We start from the raw sequence: 23315 nt of genomic DNA, 5'->3' as shown, positions 1-23315 counted from the left end.
GGCGCCGGCCGGCGCGAACCTTTTTTCAACGCAGACTCTGAAAGTCCATAACGAACATGGCCACCGTGACGCCCCGCGCGACCAATGAAAGCTTGCATCCGACGATCGGCGCCGCCCGGCTGACGCTCGGCAACCGCATCCTGCTCAGCTTCGGCGTGCTGTTCGTGCTGATGCTGCTGACGGCCGGGCTGTCGTACGAACGCCTGCGCGCGATCGACGCCGAGGCCGTCAGCATCGAGCGCGACTCGCTGCCGGGCGTGTATCTCGCGTCGTCGCTGCGCGCGTCGGTCAACGAATCGTTCATGCTGCTGCAGCAGGCGACCTTCGTCGAGACGGACCCGGAAGCGGCACGCCGCGAGCTCGCGCGGATCGCCGACGTGGTGAAGGACATCGACAAGCTGTCGGTCGACTACCAGAACTCGACGTTCCGCGAAGACGACCGCGCGCGCTTCACGACGTTCCGCGCCGCGTACGACCGCTATCTGCCGCTGCTCAACGACGCCGTGCAGAAGAGCCACGGGTCGCACGCCGAAGCGGTCGCCGCGTATGCGAACGTGCGGCCGCTGTGGACGGAGGTGGTGCGCAACGCGAACTCGCTGGTGCAGGAGAACCGCGCGTTCGCGGACCAGTCCGCGAAGCTGATCCGCGAATCCGTGCAGGGCACCGAGATCGTGGTGGCGGTTGCGCTGACCATCGTGCTGCTGGCCGCGCTCGGGCTCGGCTATGCGCTGTTCCGCGCGATCACGGTGCCGATGGCACGGCTCGTCGACGTGCACGACGTGATGCGCACCGGCAACCTGACGCAGCGCCTCGCGCTGAACCGGCGCGACGAATTCGGCACGCTCGAGACAGGCTTCAACCGGATGGCCGACGAGCTGACCGAGCTCGTCGCGCGCGCGCAGCAGTCGTCGCTGCAGGTGACGACGTCGGTCGCCGAGATCGCGGCAACGTCGCGCGAGCAGCAGGCCACCGCGAACGAAACGGCGGCGACGACCACCGAAATCGGCGCGACGTCCCGCGAGATCTTCGCGACGTCGCGCGACCTGCTGCGCACGATGAACGAGGTGGCGGGCGTGGCCGAGCAGTCGGCGACGCTCGCCGGCGTGAGCCAGAGCGGGCTCACGCGGATGGGCGAGACGATGCGCAGCGTGATGGACGCGGCCGGCTCGGTGAACGCGAAGCTCGCGATCCTCAACGAAAAGGCGCTCAACATCAACCAGGTCGTCGCGACGATCACCAAGGTGGCCGACCAGACCAACCTGCTGTCGCTGAACGCGGCGATCGAGGCCGAGAAGGCCGGTGAATACGGCCGCGGCTTCGCGGTGGTCGCGACCGAGATCCGCCGGCTCGCCGACCAGACCGCCGTGGCGACCTACGACATCGAGCAGACGGTGAAGGAGATCCAGTCGGCCGTGTCGGCCGGCGTGATGGGCATGGACAAGTTCTCGGAGGAAGTGCGCCGCGGGATGCGCGACGTGCAGCAGGTGGGCGGCCAGCTGTCGCAGATCATCGCCGAGGTGCAGACGCTCGCGCCGCGCTTCCAGATGGTCAACGAAGGGATGCAGACGCAGGCGACCGGCGCGGAACAGATCACGCAGGCGCTGTCGCAATTGTCTGAGGCCGCGCAGCAGACGGCCGAATCGCTGCGCCAGTCGTCGCAGGCGATCGACGACCTGACGCTCGTCGCGAACCAGCTGCGCACCAGCGTGTCGCGCTTCAAGGTCGACGCGTGATTCGCGCGGACGCCCAGCACGGCGCGCACGCGCTGTTCCTGCTGTTCGAGCTGGACGGCGAACGCTATGCGCTCGACGCGGCCACGATCGATGCGGTGCTGCCGCTCGCGGCCGCGAAGGCGGTGCCCGGCGCGCCGCCGTGGGTCGCCGGGCTGCTGATGCGCGACGGCGTGCCGGTGCCGGTGATCGACGTGCCGATGCTCGCGCTCGGCCGGCCCGCGCACGCGCTGCGCTCGACGCGGCTCGTGATGGTCCGGCATCGCCCGGACGACGCGGCCGCACGCGAGCGCGTGTTCGGGCTGATCGTCGAGCGCGCGACGCAGACGATGCGGATCGACCGCGCCGCGTTTCGCGCGACCGGCGTCGCGACGCCGCGCACGCGCTGGCTCGGCCCGGTCGCCAACACGCCGGACGGCATCGTGCAGCAGGTGTCGGTGCGCGACATGATCGACGCGGTCGCGGGGCTGCATCTGTTCGACGAACCGTCCGCCCACGAGGGAGCGCCGGCATGAGTCATCCCGAGTGGCGTTTTCGTACGTGGCTGCTGCGCGAAACCGGCATCGATCCCGCTTCGCTCGGCAACGATTTCCTGATGCGCGCGCTGACCGAACGCATTCACGCGGTGCGGGCGGCGCAGGGCGAACGGATGGCGCCGGTCGCCCGCGCGCCGGTGTCCGCGGACGCGCTCGACGCGTACTGGCAGCACCTGAACGCGAGCGCCGACGAACGGCGCGCGCTGATCGAGCTGTTCGTCGTGCCGGAAACCTGGTTCTTCCGCGACCGCGAGGCGTTCGCGACGCTGGCGCGGCTCGCGGTCGAGCGGCGCGCCGCGCGGCCCGCGCACGTCGTGCGGGTGCTGAGCGCGCCGTGCTCGAGCGGCGAGGAGCCGTTCTCGGCGGCGATGGCGCTGCTCGACGCGGGGCTCGATCCCGCGCATTTCACGATCGACGCGATCGACCTGAGCGACAAGGCGCTCGACCATGCGCGGCTCGGCCGCTACGGGCGCAACGCGTTCCGGGGCGCCGCGACGGGGTTTCGCTCGCGGCATTTCACGCAGGCGGCGGACGGCTGGCTGCTCGACGATCGCGTGCGCGCGTGCGTGCAGTTCCGGCGCGCGAACCTGATCGAGCCGCTTGGCGACCCGGGCGCGCGCTACGACTTCGTGTTCTGCCGCAACGTGCTGATCTACTTCGACCGCGACGCGCAGGATCGCGTGATCCGCTCGCTGGAACGCAGCCTGGCGGACGACGGGATGCTGTTCGTCGGCCCGGCGGAGACCGGCGTCGCGATGCGGCACGGGCTGCGTTCCGCGCGGATTCCGCTCGCGTTCGCATTCCAGCGCGCAAGCGCCGCCGAACGGCTGGCCGACGGGCTCGCGGCGGCGCTGCCGGCCGTGCCGCCGGCGCCGTCGGTGCCGCGCTGGCGGTCCGACCGGTATGCTGCCGCGCGCGTCGCGGCGCCGCGGGCGACGCCCGCGTGGTTCGCCGACACCGCGCGGCCGATCGCGCCCGCCGCCGCGCCGTCGCGCCATGCGGAAGCGGGCATGGCGGAGGCCGGCCCGGACGCCTCCGGCGCCGCCGCGCCGACGCTCGAACACGCGCAGGCGCTCGCGAACGCGGGCGCGTTCGACGAAGCCGAGCGCGCGCTCGAACGATTCATCGCGCAGGCCGGGCCGCATGCGGACGCGTACTGCCTGCACGGGCTGATCGCCGATGCGCGGGGGCGAACCGCGGAAGCGAGCGACTTCTACCGCAAGGCGCTGTACCTGCGGCCGACGCACCACGAGGCGCTGACGCATCTCGCGACGCTGCTCGACGCGGGCGGCGACGGCGCCCGCGCGCAATGGCTGCTCGAGCGCGCGCGGCGCACGGCGGGAGAATTCGACGCGGGCGTCGCGCAGCACACACGCCTGCATGACACGAGGACAAGATGAGCGACGTCGCAGACCCCACCGACCTGACGATCGATGTCGACGATTGCTGGAACCGGATCGGCACGCGGGGCGACCGGACTTGCGAGCGGCTGAACGACTATCAGCGCTGCCTGAATTGCCCGGTCTACGCGCGTCACGCGGCGAAGCTGCTCGAGCGGCCGCTCGACGGCGCCGAGCTGGCCGACGCCGCGCGCCGCATGGGCGCGCGCGACGCGGCGCATGCGCGCGGCGAGGCCTGCGTCGACACGCGGCAGGCGGCGCTCGCGTTCCGCGTCGGCGACGAATGGCTCGCGCTGCCGATCGGCGTGCTGCACGAGATCGCCGATACGCGCCCGATCCATTCGCTGCCGCACCGTCGCCATCCGGCCGTGCGCGGCGTCGTCAATATCCGCGGCACGCTGCGCATTGCGATCTCGCTCGGCGCGCTGCTCGGCATCGGCACGGCGGGCGATGGCGCGGGCGGCGGCTTCACGCGGTTGCTGGTCGCCGCGCATCAGGGCGAGCCGGTCGTGTTCCCGGTCGACGAAGTTGAGGGCGTGCTGCGCTTCGGCGCGTCGGAGTGGGTGCCGGTGCCCGCGACGGTCGGGCGCGCGAGCGCCGGCCTGTCGCGCGGCGTGCTGGCGTGGCGCGGCAAGTCGATCGGCCTGCTCGACGACGACCGCCTGTTCGATGCCGTGACGCGGAGCATGCGATGAGCGTGGACGATGACCTGAGCCGCCTGTCGCTGCTCGAACTGTATCGCGAGGAGACGCGCACGCAGACCCACGCGCTGTCCGAGCGGCTGCTCGCGCTCGAATCCGGCGCCCCCGACGCCGCGGCGCTCGAGGCCTGCATGCGCGCCGCGCACTCGCTGAAGGGCGCGGCGCGCATCGTCGGCGTGCCGCAAGGCGTCGACATCGCCGGGTGGATGGAGGAATGTTTCGTCGCCGTGCAGCGCGGCACGGCGGCGCTGACGGCCGCGCACGTCGATGCGCTGCTGGCCGGCGTCGATCTGCTCGTGCGGGTCGCCGATCCGCACGCGCAGCCGGTGTCGCCGGCCGAGATCGATGCGTTCGTCGCGGCGCTGGCAGGCGCGGGCGATCCGGGCGCGGTGCAGGCGGTGGCGCAAACGTTGGCGCCTGCGCCGGCCGATCCCGAGCCGTCTGCGCGCGACGTGGCGCAAGCGGATGACGCGATGCTCGCGCCGGGCGCCGCTGCCGCTGCCGCTGCCGCTGCCGAGCCGGCGCAGCCCGCGCGCGGCGCGGGCGCGATGCGCCGGGTGCGCGCGGACAGCCTGGACCGCCTGCTGAGCCTGTCCGGCGAATCGCTGGTCGAATCGCGCTGGCTCAAGCCGTTCGCCGAATCGATGCTGCGCGTGAAGCGCGCGCAGCGCGACGCCGCGCGTTCGCTCGACGGGCTGGTCGAGCGCTTCACCGACACGCTCGACACGGGCGCGCTCGCGTCGCTGAACGAAGTGCGGCACATGCTCAACGACCTGCAGCGCGCGTTCGCGGAACGGATGGACGAGCTCGACCGCTTCGAGCGGCGCAGCACGCATCTCGCCGGGCAGCTGTACGACGAGGCGCTGCAGTGCCGGATGCGGCCGTTCGGCGACGCGACGCGCGCCTACCCGCGCGTCGTCCGCGATCTCGCGCGCTCGCTCGGCAAGCAGGTGCGGTTCTCGATCGTCGGCGAGGCGACCCAGGTCGACCGCGACATCCTCGACCTGCTCGACGCGCCGCTCGGCCATCTGCTGCGCAACGCGATCGACCACGGCGTCGAGCCGCCCGACGTGCGGCGCGCGCGCGGCAAGCCGGCCGCCGCGAGCGTGACGCTCGAGGCGCGCCACAGCGCCGGGTCGCTGCTCGTCAGCGTCAGCGACGACGGGCCGGGCGCCGACTTCGATGCGCTGCGCGCGACGGTGGTGCGCCAGCGCCTGACCGACGACGAGACGGCCGCGCGGCTGTCCGACCAGGAGCTGCTCGAATTCCTGCTGCTGCCCGGCTTCTCGATGCGCGACGCGGTGACCGACGTGTCGGGCCGGGGCGTCGGCCTCGATGCGGTGCAGGAGATGGTGCGCGGCGTGCGCGGCGCGGTGCGGATCTTCAACGAGCCGGGCGCGGGCATGCGCTTCGTGCTGCAGCTGCCGCTCACGCTGTCGGTGATCCGCAGCCTGCTGGTCGAGGTCGGCGGCGAGCCGTACGCGTTCCCGCTCGCGCACGTGCGCCGCACGCTCGAGCTCGACCGCGCCGAGATCGACGTGCTCGAAGGGCAGCCGCATTTCCCGTTCGACGGCCGGCGCGTCGGGCTCGTCGCTGCGCATCAGCTGCTCGACGCGGGCGAGCCCGACGTGTCGCGTGCGCACGCCGCGGTGATCGTGGTCGGCGGCGAGCCGGAGCTGTACGGCGTCGCGGTCGACCGCTTCCTCGGCGAGCGGATGCTCGTGGTGCAGCCGCTCGACGGCCGGCTGCACAAGATCCAGAACATCGCGGCGGGCGCGCTGCTGGAGAACGGCGACCCGGTGCTGATCGTCGACGTCGAGGACATGATCCGCTCGGTCGACAAGCTCGTGCGCGGCGGGCAGCTCGCGAACCTGGTGCGCGACCCGCAGCATGCGCTCGCGGAGCGCCGCCGGCGCGTGCTGGTGGTCGACGATTCGCTGACGGTGCGCGAGCTCGAACGCAAGCTGCTGGAAAAGCGCGGCTACGACGTGACGATCGCGGTGGACGGGATGGACGGCTGGAACGCGGTGCGCAGCGAAGCGTTCGACCTCGTGGTCACCGACGTCGACATGCCGCGCATGGACGGCATCGAGCTCGTCACGCTGATCAAGAGCGATCCGCAGCTCAAGCGCGTGCCGGTGATGATCGTGTCGTACAAGGACCGCGACGAGGATCGCCGCCGCGGGCTCGATGCCGGCGCCGACTATTACCTCGCGAAGGGCAGCTTCCACGACGAGGCGCTGCTCGATGCGGTGCGCGACCTGATCGGGGACGCCCGCGGATGAACATCGGCATCGTCAACGATATGCCGCTCGCGGTCGAGGCGCTGCGCCGCGTGCTCGCGCTGCGGCCCGATCATCGCGTGCTGTGGGTCGCCACCGACGGCGACGAGGCCGTGGATTTCTGCGTCGCGCAGCCGCCCGACATCGTGCTGATGGACCTGGTGATGCCGAAGCTCGACGGCGTGGCCGCGACGCGCCGCATCATGGCGCGCGCGCCGTGCGCGATCCTGGTCGTGACCGCGTCCGTCAGCGCGAGCACGTCGTCGGTCTACGAGGCGATGGGCGCGGGCGCGCTCGACGCGGTCGATACGCCGACGCTGGCGCTCGGCCTGGGCGGCGACGCGGCGCAGCCGCTGCTCGCGAAGATCGACCAGATCGGCCGGCTGCTCGAAAGCCGCCCGCCGGCCTTCGCGCCGCCCAAGCCGGCGCCGGTGCGCGGCCAGCCGGCGCTGGTGGCGATCGGCGCGTCGGCGGGTGGGCCGACCGCGCTCACCGCGCTGCTGCGCGCGCTGCCGGCGGATTTCCCGGCGGCGATCGTGATCGTCCAGCACGTCGACCAGGCGTTCGCGCTCGGCATGGCGAAATGGCTCGACGGCCATACGCGGTTGCCGGTGTGCGTCGCGCGGCCGGGCGCCGTGCCGCGCCGCGGCGAGGTGCTGCTCGCGGCGACCAACGATCACCTGATCCTGACGCCGCGCGGCGTGCTCGCCTATACGCGGCATCCGGCCGACACGCCCTACCGGCCGTCGGTCGACGTGTTCTTCAACAGCGTCGTCGACGGCTGGCAGGGCGACGCGATCGGCGTGCTGCTGACGGGCATGGGGCGCGACGGCGCGCTCGGCCTGAAGGCGATGCGCGCGAAGGGCTGCTACACGATCGCGCAGGACGCGGCGACGAGCGCCGTCTACGGGATGCCGAAGGCGGCCGCCGCGATCGGCGCGGCGAGCGCGATCCTGCCGCTCGAGCAGATCGCGCCGCAGCTGGTCGCGCGCGTGACGTGCCCGCCGCGGCGCTGAGCGCGCGGCACGTTGCGCGCGGCGCCGGCCGTCGCGTAGAATGCGCGCTTCGGAGATGGCATGCCTCCCCGGGGCCCGGGCCCGCTCGCAACGAGCCGGCACAAGCCCTCAACCGCCGGTCGACCGGCTGATGATGCCTGCGTGTTCCTGGGTTTCAGGAGGTCGCAGGCCGTCCACGCGGTATCCTCCTGCCGCCCGGGTTTGATGTTCCGTCGAACCTGGAAATCACCCGATGTTCAACACTTCTGCCGACTTCCTCGCGACCGTGCGCTACGTGTGCCGCTGGCTCGCGCTCTCGGCGCTGCTCGGCGCGCTGGCCGGATCGGCGTCCGCGCTGTTCCTGATCGCGCTCGATTGGGCCACCGGCACCCGCGTCGCGCATCCGTGGCTGCTGTGGGGGCTGCCGGCCGCCGGTTTCGCGACCGGCTGGATCTACCATCGCTTCGGCCAGTCGGTCGCACGCGGCAACAACCTGCTGATCGACGAGATCCACGACCCGAAGGCGCTCGTGCCGAAGCGGATGGCGCCGCTCGTGCTCGTCGCGACCGTCGTCACGCACCTGTTCGGCGGCTCGGCCGGGCGCGAGGGCACGGCCGTGCAGATGGGCGGCGCGCTCGCCGATCGCGTCACGCATGCGTTCCGGCTGGACCGCGAGCACCGGCGCGTGCTGCTGATGGGCGGGATCGCGGCCGGCTTCGCGTCGGTGTTCGGCACGCCGCTCGCCGGCGCGGTGTTCGGGCTCGAGGTGCTCGCGATCGGGCGCGTGCGCTACGACGCGCTGCTCGCCTGCGTCGCGTCGGCGATCGTCGCGGACGTCGTGTGCCGCGCGTGGGGCGTGCATCACACGGCCTATGCGATTCCGTTCGTGCCTGCCGTGTCGGCGACGGGGCTGGCGGCGACGGTCGTCGCGGGCATCGCGTTCGGCGTGGTGGGGCGGCTGTTCGCGCAGGCGACGCACGCGCTGACCGCGTGGTTCCGGCGCGTCGTGCGCTATGCGCCGCTGCAGCCGGTGCTGGGCGGCGTGCTCGTCGCGGTGGCTGCCACCGTGCTGAACGTGCCGCAGTATCTCGGCCTCGGCATCCCGACGATCGAGGCGGCGTTTCGCGGCCCGCTGCCGCTGTACGATTTCGCGGGCAAGTTCGCGTTCACCGTCGTCACGCTCGCGTCGGGCTTCAAGGGCGGGGAAGTGACGCCGCTGTTCTATATCGGCGCGACGCTCGGCAATGCGCTGGGCCAGGTGCTCGCGTTGCCGGTGCCGGTGCTCGCGGGGCTCGGCTTCGTCGCGGTGTTCGCAGGCGCGGCCAACACGCCGATCGCGTCGACGATCATGGCGATCGAGCTGTTCGGCGCGGATATCGGCGTGTATGCGATGGTCGCGTGCGTGGTTGCGTATCTGTTTTCGGGGCACGCGGGAATTTATCGCGCGCAGCGCGTCGCGGTCGAAAAGGCCCCGCAGCGGGCCGGGGACTGACGGGCCGTGCCCGCCGCCCCGGCGCCGCGCGCGGGCCGGCCGTCAGGCCTCGGCGGGCTGCCCGAGCGGCTTCGCGCCGTCGAGCGTGTCGCGGCACGGGCCGTCCGCGAGCCCCTTCGCGAGCTCCAGCGCCTGCCGCTCGAACAGGCGCCGGTACACGCCGCCGTCGATCCGGATCAGCGCGTCGTGGCTGCCTTCCTCGATCACCTTGCCGCGATCGAGCACCAGCAGCCGGTCGAGCGCGCGCACGGTCGACAGCCGGTGCGCGACGACGAGCGTCGTGCGGCCTTCCATCAGCCGTTCCATCGCCTGCTGGATCAGCACCTCGCTTTCGCTGTCGAGGCTCGACGTCGCTTCGTCGAGGATCAGGATCGGCGCATCCGCGAGGAACGCGCGCGCGATCGCGACACGCTGGCGCTCGCCGCCCGACAGCTTGATCCCGCGCTCGCCGACCAGCGTGTCATAGCCGTCCGGCAGCGCCGCGATGAAGTCGTGCGCGCTCGCCAGCCGCGCGGCGCGCTCGATGTCGGCGCGGCTCGCGCCCGGGCGCGCATACGCGATGTTCTCCGCGAGCGTGCGGTGGAACAGCACCGGCTCCTGCTGGACGATCGCGATCTGGCCGCGCAGCGAATCCTGGCGCGCCTGCGCGATGTCCTGGCCGTCGATCGTGATGCGGCCGCCCGAGACGTCGTACAGGCGCTGGATCAGCTTGATGAACGTCGTCTTGCCGGAGCCCGAGTGGCCGACCAGGCCCACCCGTTCGCCGGGCGCGATGCGCATCGAGAAGTCGTCGTACAGCGCGACCGGATGGTTGCCGTAGCGGAACATCACGTGCTCGAAGCGGATCTCGCCTTGCGTGATGCGGATCGGCTGCGCGTCCGGCTTGTCGTCGATGCCGAGCGGATGGCGCTCGAGCGCGACGAGTTCTTCCATGTCGTTCACCGAGCGCTGCAGGTTGCGGATGTGAAAGCCGACGTCGCGCAGGTAGCCCTGCAGCATGAAGAACATCGTCAGCGCGAACGCGATGTCGCCGACGCTCGCTTCGCCGCTCGCCCACAGCTTCAGCGCGACGCCGATCATCGCCGCCTGGATCGCGACGAGCATCGCGCCCTGCAGGCCGCCGTTGAAGGTGCCGCGCAGCCACGAGCGCCGGGTGCGCTTCTGCCACTTGCCGATCACGCGCGACAGCCGCGCCTCCTCGCGCACTTCCGCGCCGAACGCCTTGACGACCGCGTTGCAGCTCACCGCATCCGCGAGCGAGCCGCCCATGCGCGTATCCCACAGGTTGCCGAGGCGCGCGGCGGGCGCGACGAAGCCGAGCGACATCGCGACCGTCACCGCGATGTACAGCAGCGAGCCGAGGCCGACGACGAGCCCCATCAACGGCCAGTGCGAGCCGAGCAGCACGGTCGCGCCGACCAGGATCGTCAGCGACGGCAGCAGCGCGATCAGCAGCGTGTCGTTCAGCAGGTCGAGTGCCCAGATCCCGCGCGTGATCTTGCGCACCGTCGAGCCGGCGAAGTTGTTCGCGTGCCAGTCGGTCGAGAAGCGCTGCACGCGCTGGAACGACGCGGTCGCGATCTCGCCCATCATCTTCAGCGTGAGCGCGATGATGTTCACGTAGACGCCCTGGCGCAGCAGCGTCGCGCCGATGCCGAGCGCGGCGAGCACGCCGAACGCCGACAGCGCCGCGTGCCACGCGGCCGCCCGGTTGGTGACGCCGAGCGCGAGCGCGTCGACGAGGCGGCCGGCGAACAGCGGCGTGAGCACGTCCGCGAGCGCGGCGAGCAGCGAGAACGCCGCGACGGCGGCGACGCGCGCCGGCTGCCGCCGCCAGTAGTGGAGGGTGAAGCCGAAGACGGCCTGGAACGCATGGTCGCCCTGTTGGGTGGTTTTTCTGGTCATGGGTCGTTGCCCGGCGCATCGCGCGACGGGACTTTCCGGGTCAGGGAAAACATCGAAAACGCAACAGCCGGCCGCCGCGTGCGCGACGCGGGGCGAAACAAGCGGGCTGTCGGGAACGTGCGCGGGCCGTCAGGCGCCGGCGCGGACGGCAGGCTGGATCAGCTGTGCCGTGGGACCACGTTCGGGAAGGCGGACTGCATTCGGAACATCAGCACCTCCCTGAAGTGAATGATTGAAAAGGCGTCAAAAAGACGTAAATGGATTCTATCAGCAGAATTCAATCGGCTGCAATGTTCTGATGAATCGCGTTGCCGCGCCGAGACGTTTTAAATCAGCGGCGCGGCCCCGGTTTCAATCTTCGAAGCGATCCGGCGTGCGCCGCGCCGCCCGGCGGGTGCGCGCGCATCGATTAAACTGCATGGCTGCGCGCCCGATGCGGCGGCCCGACGGCGGCCCGGCGCGCCGGCCCAAGCGGCCAAACGCAGATTCACGACACATTCCTGGGGAAACGATGAGCGACGTTCAGCAAGGCATTCTGGCTCCGATCGATGCGGCGGCCCGATACCTCACTTTCACGATTTCCAACCAAGCCAACGTCGCGGCGGCGCTCGCCGCGCTGCGCGAGGCCGTCGACGGGCGCGACGCCGTCGTCGGCTTCGGCCATTCGCTCGCGGCGCACCTCGGGCGCCCGATCGCCGGCCTGACCACGTTCCCGGCCTTCGCGGTGCAGGACCGGACGCTGCCGGCGACGCCGGCCGACGTGTGGGTCTGGCTGCGCTCCGACGATCGCGGCGAGATCACGCTGCGCGCGCGGGCGATCGAGCGGCTGCTCGCGCCCGCGTTCGCGCTGCAGGACGCGGTCGACGCGTTCCGCTATTCGAACGATCGCGACCTGTCCGGCTACGAGGACGGCACCGAGAACCCGACCGGCGACGACGCGGTGGCGGCGGCGATCGTGTCGGGGCAGGGCGCGGGGCTCGACGGCGCGAGCTTCGTCGCGGTCCAGCAATGGCTGCACGACTTCGACCGGATGGAAAGCATCCCGTCGGACGACATGGACAACATCGTCGGGCGCCGCAAGTCGGACAACGAGGAACTCGACGACGCGCCGGAATTCGCGCACGTGAAGCGCACCGCGCAGGAGAGCTTCGAGCCGGAAGCGTTCATGCTGCGCCGTTCGGCGCCGTGGTCGGATGCGCGTCGCGCGGGCCTGTACTTCGTCGCGTTCGGCCATTCGTTCCGCGCGTTCGACGTGCAGATGCGCCGGATGAGCGGCGCCGACGACGGGATCGTCGACGGCCTGTTCCGCTTCACGCGGCCGTTGACGGGCGCGTATTTCTGGTGCCCGCCGATGAAGGGCGGCAAGCTGGATTTGTCCGCGCTCGGCCTGTAAGCGCCGCGCGGCAAGGGTGACGGGCGGGCCGTGCGCGATGCGCGGCCCGCTTTTTTTATCAGCGCAGCGTCGTCTCGATGCGCGTGCCGCGCTTGATGAACAGCGTGACCGGCGTCTTTTCGCTGATTTCGGCGAGACGCTGCCGCTGCGCGTCGTCGAGCGGGCCGTCGACCGTCACGACGCGGCGCACGTACTGCAGCCCGTCGCGGTCGGCGTGCAGCTCGGTGCGCACGTCGATCCGCGCGGCCGGCCACGCCTTGCGCTGCATGTACATGCGCAGCGTCGCCGCCGTGCATTGCGCGAGCCCGGCCAGCACGAACGCGTACGGCGCCGGCCCGCGGTTCCCGCCGCCTTCGCGCTCCGCTTCGTCGCCGGTCAGTGCATGCGCGCCCGCCTGCAGGTTGACGACATAGTCGGGCGCATCGGCTTCGAGGATGGCGGTGGCGTGAATCAGCGGCATGGCGGAGCTCCGGTAGCGGGAAAAGGCACGGCCGCGCGGCGGCCGGAGCCGCCAGCATACCCGTTCAGGCAGCCGGCGTGCCGTCTTGCGCATCCGCCGCATCCGCCGCATCCGGCACACAGCCGCGCACGAGCGCGGTCAGGCGTTCGCGGAACCAGCGGTGCGCGTGGTCCGTCGCGCGCGATTCGTGCCAGTACGCGAGGATCGGAAACGGCTTCAGCCGCAGCGGCAGCGGCCGGATCGCGAGCGGCACCAGGCCCGTCATCCGCAGCGCGTACGAGCGCGGCAGCGTGAGCAGCAGGTCGCCCGCTGCCGCAACCTGGCACGCGGCGAAGTAATGCTGGCAGACGAGCTGGATCTGGCGGAAGCGGCCGTCGTTGCCGAGCAGCGCGTCGAGCGACTGGGGCTCGCCGAGCGACGACACCGCGACGTGCCGCGCCGCGAAATAGTCGTGGCGCCGCAGCGGCTGGCTCGCGAGCGGATGATGGCGCCGCATCGCGACGACCAGCGATTCGTCGAGCAGGTATTCGCTCGCGATGCGCGGGCCCGCCTGCACGCGCCGCTCGATCACGAGATCGAGCGCGCCCGATTCGAGCCCGCGGACGATTTCCTGGATCGGCACGCGCCGGCTGACGAGCCGCAGGCCCGGCGCCTCGTGCGCGAGCGCGGCGACGAGCGCCGGCAGTGCAATCGATTCGAGCACGTCGCGGCAGCCGATGGTGACGCTCAGGTCGAGCGTCGCCGGGTCGAACGCCGCCTGCGCGCGCGCCGCGCCCTGCAGGCCGTTCAGGTGGCGCTGCACGTCCGCGATCACCGAACGGGTGCGCTCGGTCGGCACGACGCGGTTGCCCTGGCGGATGAACAGCGGATCGTCGAAATGGGCGCGCAGCCGGTTGAGCGCATGCGTGACCGCGGGTTGCGTGAGGTGCAGCGCGCGGGCGGCGGCGCTGATGCCGCCATGCACGTAGATGGCGTCGAGGACGCGGAACAGGTTGAGATCGAGGCGGTGATCGGCGGGCACGGGGCGCGGCAGTGAGGGGGCGTGGGCGACGATTCTAAATGATGCGCATCGCGGCCCGGCGCGTGGCGATGAAGCAAAAAAAACCGACCGGTGGCCGGTCGGCGGAATGGCTTCGACATCACGAGGCGGGAGTCGAAGCACAGGCCACATTGCCGTGACATCCGTATGCGATCCCGGCGCGGGCGATCGCGCGCAGCGAGTATATCGGGCGCGTTGACCCGCGAGATATGCCGCGGCCCTGTCGCGTTCCGACAATCCGCAGGCGTGCGGGCAAATATCCGGCATTTTCGGCACGACAACGTTTGCGATTGCTCACCCTGTCAGATTTTCTAGGGATGTGTCGCTTTAAATCGACAGAAGCATTCCACTGAAATTGATTTAAGAAATGTTGATATCGTTAAATCGAACGGTCGTCCGGACCGCTTTGATCAGGTGAGCGACGCGCATTCGTTTAGATGGATATTAATCGGCGGTCAAATAGAGGATTTTATCGCCGATCCCGATGCCAATAGGGAAATCGGGGCAATCGGCGGGCTTGTTCTAATCCGCCATAACCCTGTCGCGCTCAGACAGTACTGTCAAAAATCGTAGCCCAGAAGATATGATGCGAACGCTTTAGAAAAGTACTGTCGCGCGCAAGTCTTGAAAATTAAAAAGCGCGTTTGAGAGAGAAGCAGGCAGAGAGAAAGTTGGGGGCTTGGCAAGTGGGTGCAAATGATCAACGCGTAGTTGTCATCTTTTTGAGTGCGGGATTTTCGTTAGCCGAGGCCACGCGTCTGGTCGAGGCGTTCAATCTCGCCAATCGCCTGCAGACCGTCTGCGGGCCCTATCAGCTGCGATTCGTATCGGCGAACGGCGGGCTGCTCCAGTCGTCATCGGGCGTGCAGATCGCGACCGATGCGCTGGACGACGAGCACGGCCAGCGCGGCTATGCGTTCTTCCATCTGCACGGCGAGCACGCGCTCGTTGCATGGAACGAAACGCTGCTGCGGCGGCTGCGTGATGTGCATGCGCGCGCCCGATGGGTGGCCGACGGGATGAAGTTCACCGCGATCGCGGCGTCGAAATGGTCGGCCGCGCGCGATGACGCGGCATCGGGCCCGGTCGTCGCGAGCCTCGTGTCGGCGGCGAGGGACGCCGGCTCGCCGAACGAGACCGTCGACGTGCTGGCCGCGGCCCACGAGATGTTCCGGCACGATCTCGGCGAGGTCGCCGCGGACGACATCGCGCGCCTGGTGGCGCGGCCGATCGACGAGCGCTTCGTCCAGTCGATGTGGGCGATCCGGGAGCTGAGCGCCACCCCGTCGATCCGCACGTCGATGCAGCAACTGCGCGCGCAGAGCACCAGCCGGATCTCGATCGCGAGCGCCGCGCAGGCGGTGGCGATGAGCGAACGCAATTTCCTGCGGCGCTTCAAGAAGGAGGTGGGCGTGACGCCGACCGAATTCGTCCTGCACGTGCGCCTCGAGCGCGCATGTCACATGCTCGTCCATACCAGCCTGCCGGCCGACAAGGTGGCACGCCGCATCGGCCTGGGCAGCGGCGAGCGCCTGGCGAAACTGTTTCGCCAGCGCCTGGCGATGTCGCCCACCGAATTCCGCGCGCGCGAGCGCAACCGGATTTCGAAAGTCGGCGTCGAACTGGCGTGTGCGCCGCAGATGCCGCAATCGTACGGATTGGCGCGTTGACACGGGGACGGGCAACGCGTTTCGCGTAGCCGGCAATCAAGGATCGCGTTTCGGATTCTTGCCGTCGCCGGGTTGCGATCACAGCGGCGCACGGGAATTCCATTGCCGACGATTACCGCCGGGGCGGCAGGACCGTTACGTCATGCGTTACGTATGGCGTAACGTAACGCCCGCCCGCCAAAAATCGAAATGGCTGCCCCGGCACGGAAGCGGTTTCTGAGGGATCTCTTCTAGAACGCGGATTTCATGGGACTTTCTGCAGGATCGAAAGGATGTTGAATCCTGGATTTCACTGTTGGCACGTTATGTGCTGCATCACCAATGTGCCGCTTTATTTAACATCAATAACACCAGACCAGCCATGAACCGCTATCCGAACCGCGGGATCGACGCCGGGGAAGCACAGTCGATGCCCAGTCTCAGCCTGCCGAGTCAACGACATGGGGTGCACCGCGCGCAGCTGCGCCGGGTCATGCACGCCTGACCTTTAACGCTCGCGTCGTATTGCAAGCCGTTTCGCCCTGAGGGCGGAGCGCGGGCGCGCTCGTGCGTCGCGAACCGCGACTGCGCGGTGCGTCTTTCGATCCGATGTGCACGCATCGGGCCGGCCGCGCATGGATGCGGCCATCAAGCAGGACTCCTGAAAACGGGGATCACATGGACCTCTGCGAGGCAGCAATGAACACGAAACCTCAAGTTGAATACCGGTCGGTCGCGCCGAGCCCGCAAGGCGCGGCGGCGCGCGCGGTCGACCTGGCGGTGATCGTCGGCGGCGCGCTCGCGGCTGCGCAGATCCGTTTCGCGGATGTCGCGGCGATGCGGGTCGACGCGTCGTTCGTCGCGTTCTCCTGCGCGTTCGCGCTGGCGCTGTTTCCCGCGTTCGGCGTCTATCAGTCGTGGCGCGGCCGGTCGCTGCTGCGGCTCGCCGGGCAACTCGCGCTGGCCTGGCTGATCGTGCAGGGCGCCGCGCTCGTCGTGACCTTCTCCTTGCATCGCTCGGGCGTCGTGTCGCGACTGTGGTTCGCGTACTGGACGGGCCTGAGCGGCGCTGCGCTGATCGGCGTGCGGTTCGCCGTGCACGCCGTGCTGCGACGGATGCGGCATGCGGGGATGAACCTGCGTTCGGTCGCGGTGGTCGGGCGCGGGCTGTATGGCCAGCGCATGCTGCGCAACATCGCGCAATCGCCGGCGAGCGGGTTCCGCGCGGCGGCGGTGTTCAACGTGGATCCGGCGGCGCGCGTGTCGGCGCCGGGCATCGACGCGTTCGACGATTACGCGGCGTTCGTCGCGCACGTGCGGCAGCAGGGCCTGCGCGAACTGTGGCTCGCGCTGCCGCTGTCGGAGGAGCGCACGATCCTGCGCTTCGTGTCCGAGTTTCGCGACGAGCTCGTGAACATCCGCTTCATGCCGGACGTCAGCGCGCTGTCGCTGTTCGACAGCGGCGTGACCGACGTGATCGGCGTGCCGGCGATCAATCTCGCCGCGTCGCCGCTGCCGCCGCACGCGATGCTCAGCAAGGAAATCTTCGACCGCTGCTTCGCCGCGCTGGCGCTGCTCGCGTTCGCGCCTTTGATGATCCTGATTGCGATCACAGTCAAGAGCACGTCGCGCGGCCCGGTGTTCTTCACGCAGCGCCGCAAGGGCGCGGACGGGCGCGTGTTCCGCATCTACAAGTTCCGCACGATGCGCGCCCATGTCGAGCAGCCGGGCGTCGTGCGGCAGGCGACCCGCAACGATGCGCGCATCACCCGCGTCGGCCGCTTCCTGCGCCGCACGAGCCTCGACGAGCTGCCGCAGTTCATCAACGTGCTGCTCGGCGACATGTCGGTGGTCGGCCCGCGTCCGCACGCGATCGAGCACGACGAGCAGTACCGCAAGATCGTCGACGGCTATATCCAGCGTTACCGGATCAAGCCGGGCATCACGGGGTGGGCGCAGGTCAACGGCTATCGCGGCGAGACCGATCGCATCGAGAAGATGCAGGGCCGGGTCGAGCACGATTTGTACTACCTGCGGAACTGGTCGTTCGGGCTGGATATGAGGATCGTCGGGGCGACGATCGTGAAGGGCTTCGTGGGCAGCAACGCGTATTAGGGTCTGTTTACATATGGAACGTGCATGCGAATGCCCGAAATCGCTCGCAGGGCAAGAAGTGAGGAGCGCCGTTTGGCCGAGCCAAACAAGCGACGAGCGACGCCGCCATGCGGGCGATTTCGGGCATTCCCGTGGAATGGTTTTTCAATTTGGGGTTGCCACGAGAACGGCCGCTCGCCGCGTTGCGCTCCTTGCGAATACGTCCAGTATTCGCAGCGTCGCGCGCCTCGCGAGCGGCCGTTCTCGTGGCAACGCATGCACGTTCCATATGTAAACAGACCCTAGCAGGCGGCGCGATGCGCCGGGAAGGAGACCGTGCGAGCGACGAGGCCGACACGGTTGCATGGATGACGTTTTGAGTGAAACCAGACCAATGAGAAATTCGGATAGCCGATCGGCGGATGTCGTCGTGCCGGGCCAGCGCGGCAAACGGGCAAGGATGCTTGCGCTCGGGTTCTGTGTCGTGTTGTCGGGATGCGGCGTCGCGCCCGGGATGCGGATGACCGAACCCGCGACCTTGCCGGTGTCCGGGGGCGACGCCCATACGCCCGCGACGTCGATGCCGGTGCCGATCTCGGAGATCGACGCGACGCTGATCCGGCAACTGAACGCGTCGGCCGCAACGACCGGCGCCGAACAGTGGAAGACGCTGTCGGGCCGGCCCGCGCCCTACACGCTCGGCGTGGGGGACGTCCTGCAGATCACCGTGTGGGACCACCCGGAGCTGACCGCGGCGCAAGGCACGCAGCAGCCGCCGAACGGCCGGCCGTTCGATCCGCCGCAGGGCTTCGTGGTCGACAACGGCGGCAACGTGCAGGTGCCGTATGCGGGGAACGTGCGCGTGGACGGGCTGACGACCGACGAGGCGCGCAAGGCCGTGTCCGACGCGCTGGCGCGCTACTTCATCAAGCCGAAGGTGACGGTGCGCGTGACGTCGTTCCGCGCGAAGCAGATCTACGTCGACGGCGAGGTGAGAACGCCCGGCAACGTCCAGATCAACGACATCCCGATGACGCTCTACGAGGCGGTCAATCGCGCGGGCGGGTTCGCGCCGACCGCCGACCAGAGCCACCTCGTGCTCGTGCGCGGCGGCGTGTCGTATCCGCTCGACGTGCCCGGCATGCTGGCGCGCAACGTGAACCCGGCCGGCATCCTGCTGCGCGACGGCGACCTGCTGCGCGTGGTGCCGCGCGAGGAGAGCGGCGTGTACGTGATGGGCGAGGTGAACAAGCCGATGACCGCGCTGCCGCTGCGCACCGGCAGGCTGAGCCTGAGCGAGGCGCTGTCGCAGGCCGGCAGCCTCAACAGCGCCAGCGCGGACGCGGCGCAGCTGTACGTGATCCGCGGCGCGCAGGGCGACGCGCCGCAGGTGTTCCATCTCGATGCGCGTTCCCCGGTGTCGATGGTGCTCGCGAACCAGTTCGAGCTGAAGCCGAAGGATGTCGTCTACGTGGACGGCAACGGCCTGGTGCGCTTCAGCCGCGTGCTGAGCCTGCTGCTGCCGGCGATCAACGCCGGCCTCACCGCGGCGGTCGTGACGAAATGATCCGGCATCTGCTCGTCGTCTGCCAGGGCAACCTGTGCCGCAGCCCGATCGCGCAGGGCCTGTTCCGGCGCCTGCTGCCCGACGTCGCCGTGTCGTCGGCGGGCCTGTCGGCGCGCGACGGCATGACGATCGACCCGGTAGCCGAACGCATGCTGACCGCGCGCGGGATCGACATGTCGTCGCATCGCTCGCGGCGGCTCGACGAACGCATGTGCCACGCGGCCGACCTGATCCTCGTGATGGAGCTGGAGCAGCGCAAGGCGATCGAACGGTTTCACCCGGTTGCGCGCGGGCGCATCTACCGCATCGCGGAAGCGTTTCCGTCCGACGTGCAGGATCCGTACCGGCGCTCGCAGCGCAGCTACGACTACGCGATGACGCTCATCGAGCACGGCGTCAACGACTGGGTCGAGCGTATCGGGAACCTGGCCGGAAACGGCCCGTACTGAGCGATCGCGTCTCACCTCAACAGGACATCAGAAGTCAATATGAACTCTCCCAAACCGACCCCTCGATTCTCGCGCGACTCGGACGAAGTCGACGTGCGCGGGATCGTCGACATGGTGATCAAGAACGCGAAGCTGATCGCGGCGGTGACGGCGTCGTTCGTCGCGCTCGGCACCCTGTACGCGATCGTCGCGAAGCCGATCTACGGCGTCGACATCGTCGTGCAGGTGGAAAGCAACGGCGCCGACATGATGGGCGGCGCGGCCAGCGGGCTGGTCGGCGGCCTGAGCACGCTGTTCGACGTGAAGTCGACCGACGACGGCGAAATGGAAATCCTCCAGTCGCGCCTCGTGACCGAACCGGTGGTCGACGACCAGCGCCTGTACATCGACGCGCGGCCCGACCATTTCCCGCTGATCGGCGGCGTGATCGCGCGCCGCAGCAGCAAGCTGTCGACGCCGGGCCTGTTCGGCATCGGCGGATACGTGTGGGGGCGGGAACGCATCACCGTGTCGGCATTCGACGTGCCGCGCGATTTCCGGGAAGACCGGTTCACGGTCACGGCGCTCGGCGGCGGACGCTACCGGCTGTCGGGCGGCGACCTCGATGACGACGCGATCGGGCAAATCGGCGTGCCGCTGCGCGTGAAGACCGCCGCGGGCGACGTGAGCCTGCTGGTCGCGGCCATCGACGCGCGCCCGAATGCGCGATTCGTGGTGCGGCGCTTCTCGAAGCAAAAGATGCTGACCAAGCTGCAGAAGGACCTGACCATCACCGAAAAGGGCAAGGACCAGTCGGGCGTGATCGGCGTGAAGTACGAGAGCGACGACCCGGTGCTCGCCGCCGGCGTGCTCAACGAGATCGCCGACAACTACGTGCGACAGAATGCGAATCGCAAGGCGGCTACGGCGGAGAAATCGCTGCAGTTTCTGAACGCGCAGATTCCCGAGGTCGAGGGGCAGTTGCGGCGCGTCGAGGATCGCCTGAACGCGTATCAGAACAAGCATGAAGTCGTGGACCTGACCGAGCAGGCGAAGGCGATGCTCGGCCAGGCCGTGACCGCGCAGACGTCGCTGTTCGAGCTCGAGCAAAAGCGCAAGGCGCTGGCATCGATGTTCACGCCGGAGCATCCGCAGCTCGCGTCGCTCGATCAGCAGATCGCCGCCGCCAGGGCCAACGTGTCGACGTTCGAGGGCGCGATCTCGCGGCTGCCCGACGCCCAGCAGAATGTCGTGCGGCTGCGCCGCGACGTCACCGTGCAGACCGAGATCTACGTCGGCCTGTTGAACAGCATCCAGCAGTTGCGTCTCGCGACGGCGAGCAAGATCGGCAACGTGCGCGTGATCGACCATGCGATCGTGCCGGACGAACCGCTGCGCCCGAAGCCGGTGCTGGTCGTGGTGCTGGCCGCGGTCGTCGGGCTGCTGGTCGGTGTGTGCGTCGCGATCGCGCGCGCGGTGCTGTACGGCGGCGTGACCGATCCGTCCGAAATCGAGCGGGATGCCGAGCTGGACGTGATCGCGACGATTCCGCAGAGCCCGTCGCAGCGCCGCCTGGCCGCCGCCGGCACAGGCGCGGCGGGCGCCGTGCTGTCGCTGGCCCGCCCGCACGAGCCGGCCGTCGAAGCGTTGCGCAGCCTTTGCACGGCGATGCAGTTCCTGTTGCTCGACCGGCCCAAGAACAACCTCGTGCTGATCACCGGACCGTCGGCCGGCATCGGCAAGTCGTTCATCTCGGCCAACGTCGCCGCGCTGCTCGGGCAGTCGAACAAGCGCGTGCTGCTGATCGACGGCGACTTGCGCCGCGGGCACCTCGCGAAGGAGTTCGGCGTGCGCGCGCAGCAGGGCCTGTCCAGCGTGCTGCGCGGCGAAATCAAGATCGAGGACGCGATCGTGCGCGACGTGTCCACCCATGTCGACTTCCTGCCGACGGGGCCGCGCGTCGGCCAGCCGGTCGAGCTGTTCCTGTCGAACAGCCTGCCGGGCCTGCTGTCCGACGTGTCGCACCGCTACGACGTCGTGCTGCTCGACGCGCCGCCGCTGCTGCCGGTGACGGACGCGACGGTGCTCGCGTCGCATGCGGGCACGATCCTGCTGGTCGCGCGCTCGGGCGTCACGAGCCAGGGCGAGATCCTCGAATCGGTGAAGCGGATCGATCGCGTCGGCGCGAAGGTGTCGGGCGTCGTGTTCAACTGCTTCAGCCCGGGGCTGCGGTCCGCGCAGTACGGCAACTACGGCGCCTACGCATACGAAGGCGCGGATGTCGCGCGGCGCGTGGACCAGACCTGACCATGCCGATCGACAAGACCCTGCCGCTGCGCACGCCGCCGTCCGCCGCGCCGAAGCGGCCCGCGGCGGGACTGGGGCGCAACTTCGCCGCGATGCTGCTCTGGCAGGTCGGCAGCTATCTCGTGCCGCTCGTCACGTTTCCGTACCTGACGCGCGTGCTCGGCCCGTCGCAGTTCGGGGTGGTCAGCTACGTGACCGCGCTGACGGTGTACGGCACGGTGCTGACCGAATGGGGCTTCAACCTGAGCGGGCCGCGCGCGGTCGCGCAGGCACGGCACGACCGGCGCACGCTGAACGGGCTCGTGTGGGCGGTGATCGGCGCGAAAGGGTGCCTCTGCGTCGTGTCGGCGGCGATGCTGGCCGTGGTCGCATGCGTCGATCGTCAGATGGACGGGCTCGGCGCAGCGCTCGCAATCGGCTGGCTGGGCGTGGCCGCGAACGTGTTCACGCTGAACTGGCTGCTGCAGGGGCTCGAGCGCTTCTCGGCATTTGCCGCGATCGCGCTCGCCAGCCGCTTCGCGACGCTGCCGCTCACGTTCTGGCTCGTGAAATCGCCGGGCGACGTCAATGCCGCGGTGGGCATCCAGGCCGTCGCGGCGCTGCTGGTCGCGATCGGTTCGCTGCTCGCCGCGCATCGCCACGGCCTGCTCGGCAAGCCGCGATGCACGTGGGCGGCCGTGCGCGCGCAGCTCGCCGGCAGCACGGACATGTTCGTCTCCACGGCGTCCGTCAGCCTGTTCAGCGCGACGAACACGCTGATCCTCGGCAGCTTTTCGGGCGCCTGTCAGGTCGGCCTGTACGCCGCCGCCGACAAGCTGAAGACGGTCGGCAACATGGTGCCGGCGCAGATCAATTCGGTGCTGTATCCGCGCATCGCCGCGCTGTTCGCGCAGCGGCACGAGCAGGGCACGCGCGCGGCGGCGCGCCTGACGGTATTCGGTCTCGCCGCGACGGCGCTCACGACCGGCATCGGGCTCGCGGTGTGCGTAACCCTGTCGGACGTGCTGACGCGGCTCGTGCTCGGCGACAAGTTCGCCGACGCCGCGACGATCGTCAACTGGCTCTGCCTGTCGACGCTGTTCGGCAACCTCGCGTATTTCGTGGGCCTGCAGGTGCTCGTGCCGTTCGGGGGCGCGTCGCGGCGCGCGCGCGCGATGCTCGCGGCCGGCGCGTTCAACGTGCTGCTGGCCTGCGTGCTCGTGCCGCGCTTCGGCGCGCGCGGGGCCGCGCTCGCGTACCTGACGGCGGAGGCGTCGCTGCTGGCCGTCTACGTGATGTGGATCGCGCGTTCGCCGCAGCTGCGATCGCACTTCATGCAGCTTTGGCGATCGTGAGGT

General features: G+C 69.7%; 17 protein-coding genes and 1 riboswitch. Of the genes, 14 read left to right on the top strand and 3 right to left on the bottom strand.

The features are described 5' to 3' along the window. Positions 1-56: 56 nt before the first annotated feature. The 7 genes from HWY45_RS02320 (at position 57) to HWY45_RS02290 (ending at position 9136) form a co-directional block, all read left to right on the top strand. Positions 57-1733, top strand: coding sequence for a methyl-accepting chemotaxis protein (locus HWY45_RS02320; RefSeq protein WP_059810566.1), 1677 nt, complete (start codon positions 57-59; stop codon positions 1731-1733). Next, positions 1730-2245 carry a chemotaxis protein CheW gene (locus tag HWY45_RS02315; RefSeq protein ID WP_059810565.1) on the top strand — a complete coding sequence of 172 codons (516 nt, stop codon included), beginning with the start codon at positions 1730-1732 and terminating at the stop codon, positions 2243-2245. The genes HWY45_RS02320 and HWY45_RS02315 overlap by 4 nt, the downstream gene beginning before the upstream one ends. After that, a complete protein-coding gene (locus HWY45_RS02310) occupies positions 2242-3666 on the top strand; it encodes a CheR family methyltransferase (RefSeq protein ID WP_059884397.1) in 1425 nt (474 codons plus the stop codon). Before HWY45_RS02315 ends, HWY45_RS02310 begins: the two co-directional genes overlap by 4 nt. Then, positions 3663-4361, top strand: coding sequence for a chemotaxis protein CheW (locus HWY45_RS02305; protein WP_059884396.1), 699 nt, complete (start codon positions 3663-3665; stop codon positions 4359-4361). Before HWY45_RS02310 ends, HWY45_RS02305 begins: the two co-directional genes overlap by 4 nt. Continuing rightward, positions 4358-6652 (top strand): hybrid sensor histidine kinase/response regulator, encoded by a 2295-nt coding sequence (locus HWY45_RS02300; protein ID WP_059884395.1) that lies wholly within the window; start codon positions 4358-4360, stop codon positions 6650-6652. Before HWY45_RS02305 ends, HWY45_RS02300 begins: the two co-directional genes overlap by 4 nt. Further along, positions 6649-7665: a chemotaxis response regulator protein-glutamate methylesterase gene (gene cheB, locus HWY45_RS02295; RefSeq protein WP_059810561.1), complete on the top strand. Its 1017-nt coding sequence runs from the start codon at positions 6649-6651 to the stop codon at positions 7663-7665. Before HWY45_RS02300 ends, cheB begins: the two co-directional genes overlap by 4 nt. A 42-nt stretch (positions 7666-7707) precedes the next feature. Continuing rightward, a riboswitch (Fluoride riboswitch) is annotated at positions 7708-7812 on the top strand. 85 nt (positions 7813-7897) lie between these two features. Further along, on the top strand, positions 7898-9136 hold the full coding sequence (locus HWY45_RS02290) for a voltage-gated chloride channel family protein (RefSeq protein ID WP_059884394.1): 1239 nt from the start codon (positions 7898-7900) through the stop codon (positions 9134-9136). Positions 9137-9178: 42 nt separating this feature from the next. Here HWY45_RS02290 and HWY45_RS02285 read toward each other — a convergent pair whose 3' ends face one another. Next, positions 9179-11041 carry an ABC transporter ATP-binding protein gene (locus HWY45_RS02285; RefSeq protein WP_059884393.1) on the bottom strand — a complete coding sequence of 621 codons (1863 nt, stop codon included), beginning with the start codon at positions 11039-11041 and terminating at the stop codon, positions 9179-9181. 511 nt (positions 11042-11552) lie between these two features. Here HWY45_RS02285 and HWY45_RS02280 point away from each other — a divergent pair. Continuing rightward, positions 11553-12434: a Dyp-type peroxidase gene (locus tag HWY45_RS02280; protein ID WP_059566216.1), complete on the top strand. Its 882-nt coding sequence runs from the start codon at positions 11553-11555 to the stop codon at positions 12432-12434. A gap of 58 nt (positions 12435-12492) precedes the next feature. Here HWY45_RS02280 and HWY45_RS02275 read toward each other — a convergent pair whose 3' ends face one another. Both HWY45_RS02275 and HWY45_RS02270 read right to left on the bottom strand, forming a co-directional pair. Beyond that, positions 12493-12894: an OsmC family protein gene (locus tag HWY45_RS02275; protein ID WP_059810558.1), complete on the bottom strand. Its 402-nt coding sequence runs from the start codon at positions 12892-12894 to the stop codon at positions 12493-12495. A gap of 64 nt (positions 12895-12958) precedes the next feature. Beyond that, complete coding sequence (locus HWY45_RS02270) at positions 12959-13915, bottom strand: LysR family transcriptional regulator (protein WP_059884392.1); 957 nt, start codon at positions 13913-13915, stop codon at positions 12959-12961. 740 nt (positions 13916-14655) lie between these two features. On the opposite strand from HWY45_RS02270, the gene HWY45_RS02265 reads away from it, so the two are divergent. The 6 genes from HWY45_RS02265 (at position 14656) to HWY45_RS02240 (ending at position 23312) form a co-directional block, all read left to right on the top strand. Beyond that, positions 14656-15603, top strand: coding sequence for a helix-turn-helix domain-containing protein (locus tag HWY45_RS02265; protein WP_059566213.1), 948 nt, complete (start codon positions 14656-14658; stop codon positions 15601-15603). 678 nt (positions 15604-16281) lie between these two features. Next, the gene (locus HWY45_RS02260; protein WP_059884519.1) at positions 16282-17697 is read left to right on the top strand and encodes an undecaprenyl-phosphate glucose phosphotransferase; all 1416 of its coding nucleotides are present in this window, start codon (positions 16282-16284) and stop codon (positions 17695-17697) included. Between the two features lie 439 nt (positions 17698-18136). Continuing rightward, on the top strand, positions 18137-19243 hold the full coding sequence (locus HWY45_RS02255) for a polysaccharide biosynthesis/export family protein (RefSeq protein ID WP_230942488.1): 1107 nt from the start codon (positions 18137-18139) through the stop codon (positions 19241-19243). Continuing rightward, positions 19240-19692, top strand: coding sequence for a low molecular weight protein-tyrosine-phosphatase (locus HWY45_RS02250; RefSeq protein ID WP_059566210.1), 453 nt, complete (start codon positions 19240-19242; stop codon positions 19690-19692). Before HWY45_RS02255 ends, HWY45_RS02250 begins: the two co-directional genes overlap by 4 nt. 39 nt (positions 19693-19731) lie before the next feature. After that, entirely contained in the window at positions 19732-21978 is a 2247-nt protein-coding gene (locus tag HWY45_RS02245) for a polysaccharide biosynthesis tyrosine autokinase (protein WP_081069880.1), read from the top strand. Positions 21979-21980: 2 nt separating this feature from the next. Beyond that, positions 21981-23312 (top strand): flippase, encoded by a 1332-nt coding sequence (locus HWY45_RS02240; protein WP_059884391.1) that lies wholly within the window; start codon positions 21981-21983, stop codon positions 23310-23312. Positions 23313-23315: the final 3 nt, after the last annotated feature.

Origin of the sequence: Burkholderia stagnalis, assembly GCF_902830275.1 — a bacterium.
Classification (GTDB): domain Bacteria; phylum Pseudomonadota; class Gammaproteobacteria; order Burkholderiales; family Burkholderiaceae; genus Burkholderia; species Burkholderia stagnalis.
This window is presented reverse-complemented; position numbering and strand designations above follow the sequence as displayed.